Genomic DNA, 2,670 nt, shown 5'->3' with positions numbered 1-2,670 from the left:
CCTGCTCGTCGCCAACCCGATCAATCGCTATCTGTTGAACTCGACCATGCTGTCGCAGTTCAAGATGGATGATGACGGCGGGCTGACGCTTCATGTCCAAAACGAATCACCCGGCAAGGACACGGAAGCCAACTGGCTGCCCTCGCCGAAGGGACCTTTCTGGGTGGTCTTGCGCCTCTACGTCCCGAAACCCGATGCGCTGGAAGGCAGGTGGATCGCGCCGCCGATGAAGCGGTTGCAATATCTGGCCAGCTAACAACCGGTTGCAGCGGACGGCACTGGCGCGCCGCCGCTGCAACCGGAGCGTTGATAGTCTATTCGGCTTTAGGTCATGAGGTGATGAAGGTCTACCTGCTGGCAAGTTGATCAATCGCGCAAACAGCATGCGTTGCTCTGTCGCTGTCCAAACCAGCCAGTTGAATGGGATGCGTGCCCACTCGGCGATCCCGACTTACTCCCGCTGGCGTGGGTCCAGCAGGATGTTGCAGTCCGTTGTACTGATCACTGAGGGGACGCGTACACCGCAGATCTGGCGGCCTCGCGATGCAGCCTGATCCACAGCCTGCGCGTGTTCATCAAACTGCTGCTGGTGGCAGCACTCCATTCACTTCAAATTGCGGCCTCTGGAAATGATGCACCGTGTTGTCATCCAGGCAGCGGATGGCGACTTCGTTGCCGTTAGCTTCCACCACAATCTCTACCTGATCAAACGGTGTGCTGGTCAACACGCAGCAGCTGATGGCACCCATCTGAATCACATCCTCAACGCTACGCGCCGAGTGGTATTCAAAGGCCTCGATTCCAGCTTCGCGCATCTCCTGGCCCATGCCCTGGCAGAAGTGGCTGTCCATAGGATCACGCAACTTGGCCTGCAATTTCAGGCCCCTTGAGGTGCGCACCTGCACGTGGAAGAGGGCCTTCCGCATCGCGCTGCTGCGGGGAAAGGGACGCTCGGGCCCATTTTGAAACACCAGTTCGTAGTACGCCCCCTCCAGTAGACATCCGAATCGACTGCGGGATCCATAGAACAACCCTCGCTCCCAGCGTGTGGCAAACCGCGAGCCGTGGCGCTGCCGATAACGAAACGGAGTAACTAGCAGGCGATGGCGCACCGCGCACTCCTCTGCACTGGGAAGCTCCGGCTTGCTGGCCTCCAGAAAGTCCTCCAGCCAAGCCTGCTCATCCAGGCTGTCCGTAGTCCGGCGGGTGGCCTGAGCGCCTTGTTGTTCCACCAGCCGCAACACCACCCCATCCAGCTCGGCGAGAGCCTTGAAATCCCCATGGGTTCGCTGGCTCACGGCCGGCCACGCATGGCATCGAGGTATTGCACCAGCTCCACCAGCTGCTCCGGATCTTGCAGCTGCTCCCGCGGCAGGCCTCCCGTGTGGCGGTTGGCTGTGTTGATCCAGTGCCGCATCAGTTCGGTGTCGTCGCCCACCAGGGCCGAGAGGCTGCGATGCAACCGCAGCACCAAGCCGCACGACGTGCCCCGAGAGGAGGGCCTGATCCTGGCTGCCAATCAGCAGCGGCAGTTGGCGCCATGCTGACCCCAAGGTCCGATTCCTGGAGGGCAAAACCATGAAAGTGATCGTTGAGCTTTCGGATCAGGAGATGGATGAAGTTCTTGGCCTGCCCGTGGTCTTGTCTACGTGAGCTCCCCGAGCTGCTGATCCGCGAAGCCCACCACGTCGCGCGCCACCTCCAGGGCCAGCGCCAGCAACACCGCCTTCTCGCTGTGGGCCTGACGCAGCCAGGCGTGCAGACGGCCTGTCATGGCTTCTGGGTGGGCTGCAGACGGATCGCATCGCGGCAGATGCCCCGCCACCAGGGATCGTCGCCTCGCTGACGCTCCAGCCAGCGGCCCTGGCTGAGGCCGATCACGTCGTCGGCCAGGCCGGTTCCCAACAGGGCCTCGCTCAACTGGTCCGCGGTGCCCTGATCCGGCCCCACCGCAAGCAGGTCCACATCGGAGCGCGCATCCCAGTCACCACGGGCCAAGGAACCGAACAGCCACACCTCGGCTCCAGCCTTTCCGGCCAGCAGAGGCTCGATGGAGCTGCGCAAAGCCTCGATGCGTTGGTCGCGCAGCTGCTTGCGGATCTCCTGCACGCTCGCCATCGGCCCGCCTCGCCTTGATCAATCGAGGTTAGGAGCAGCTTCAGCGGGCGGCAGTCAGGCCGTCCGTCTGCCCAAGGACGACCGCTTCCACGATCTGCTGGTGGCCGCCATGGCGTTGCACCACAACGCCGCGGTGAGTGCCCGGCGCCTGAATCCCAGCCCCATGCGGCTGGCGGTGCCGAACAAAATGGCAGCGTTGCACCTGCAGGGGCTTGCTGGTGCGGCTCCTGCTCGGGCCACGATCCGGCGCCCTTGCCGATCACCGGCCCACCCGTTCGCCTGCTTGCGGATCCCAGGGGTTGGCCACCGCCACAGGCAGGTCCAGCACATCGTTGAGGTTGCGGGTGATCAGCACCAGGTTGTGCTCCAGGGCCTGGAGATCGGTGCCGCTCTTGTGGCACACCTCGCCGCGTATCAAACCACCCATGCTGATCGGGGGGAGCTGCGCCCGTGCTGGGTGTCCCATGACAGCCCGATAGGCCCATGACAGATGGAGAGTCAAGTGCGCCCAGCGCAGCCGAACGTTGAGGAGATCCTTGAGGAACTCACCGG

General features: G+C 63.2%; 7 protein-coding genes. 1 reads left to right on the top strand and 6 read right to left on the bottom strand.

What is annotated here, in order from left to right:
* Positions 1-256: DUF1214 domain-containing protein (locus tag AC01FP_RS16935; protein ID WP_474481842.1), on the top strand; the 256-nt coding region annotated here is incomplete at its 5' end.
* Between the two features lie 319 nt (positions 257-575).
* Here the strand turns inward: AC01FP_RS16935 and AC01FP_RS16930 are convergent.
* From AC01FP_RS16930 to AC01FP_RS16905, 6 genes are all read right to left on the bottom strand, one after another.
* Complete coding sequence (locus AC01FP_RS16930; RefSeq protein WP_474481841.1) at positions 576-1,298, bottom strand: RES family NAD+ phosphorylase; 723 nt, start codon at positions 1,296-1,298, stop codon at positions 576-578.
* Positions 1,295-1,519, bottom strand: a complete 225-nt coding sequence (locus AC01FP_RS16925) for an MbcA/ParS/Xre antitoxin family protein (RefSeq protein ID WP_474481839.1) — start codon at positions 1,517-1,519, stop codon at positions 1,295-1,297. Before AC01FP_RS16925 ends, AC01FP_RS16930 begins: the two co-directional genes overlap by 4 nt.
* Positions 1,520-1,645: 126 nt before the next feature.
* Positions 1,646-1,774, bottom strand: a complete 129-nt coding sequence (locus AC01FP_RS16920) for a hypothetical protein (protein WP_474481838.1) — start codon at positions 1,772-1,774, stop codon at positions 1,646-1,648.
* Positions 1,771-2,118 (bottom strand): nucleotidyltransferase domain-containing protein, encoded by a 348-nt coding sequence (locus tag AC01FP_RS16915; protein ID WP_474481837.1) that lies wholly within the window; start codon positions 2,116-2,118, stop codon positions 1,771-1,773. Before AC01FP_RS16915 ends, AC01FP_RS16920 begins: the two co-directional genes overlap by 4 nt.
* A gap of 40 nt (positions 2,119-2,158) precedes the next feature.
* Positions 2,159-2,320 (bottom strand): hypothetical protein, encoded by a 162-nt coding sequence (locus AC01FP_RS16910; RefSeq protein ID WP_474481836.1) that lies wholly within the window; start codon positions 2,318-2,320, stop codon positions 2,159-2,161.
* Positions 2,321-2,377: 57 nt separating this feature from the next.
* Positions 2,378-2,670: hypothetical protein (locus tag AC01FP_RS16905; RefSeq protein WP_474481835.1), on the bottom strand; the 293-nt coding region annotated here is incomplete at its 5' end.

It is taken from the genome of Cyanobium sp. NIVA-CYA 375, assembly GCF_056108345.1.
The sequence above is the reverse complement of the archived record's forward strand: the minus strand, read 5'-3'. Positions and strand labels throughout refer to the sequence as shown.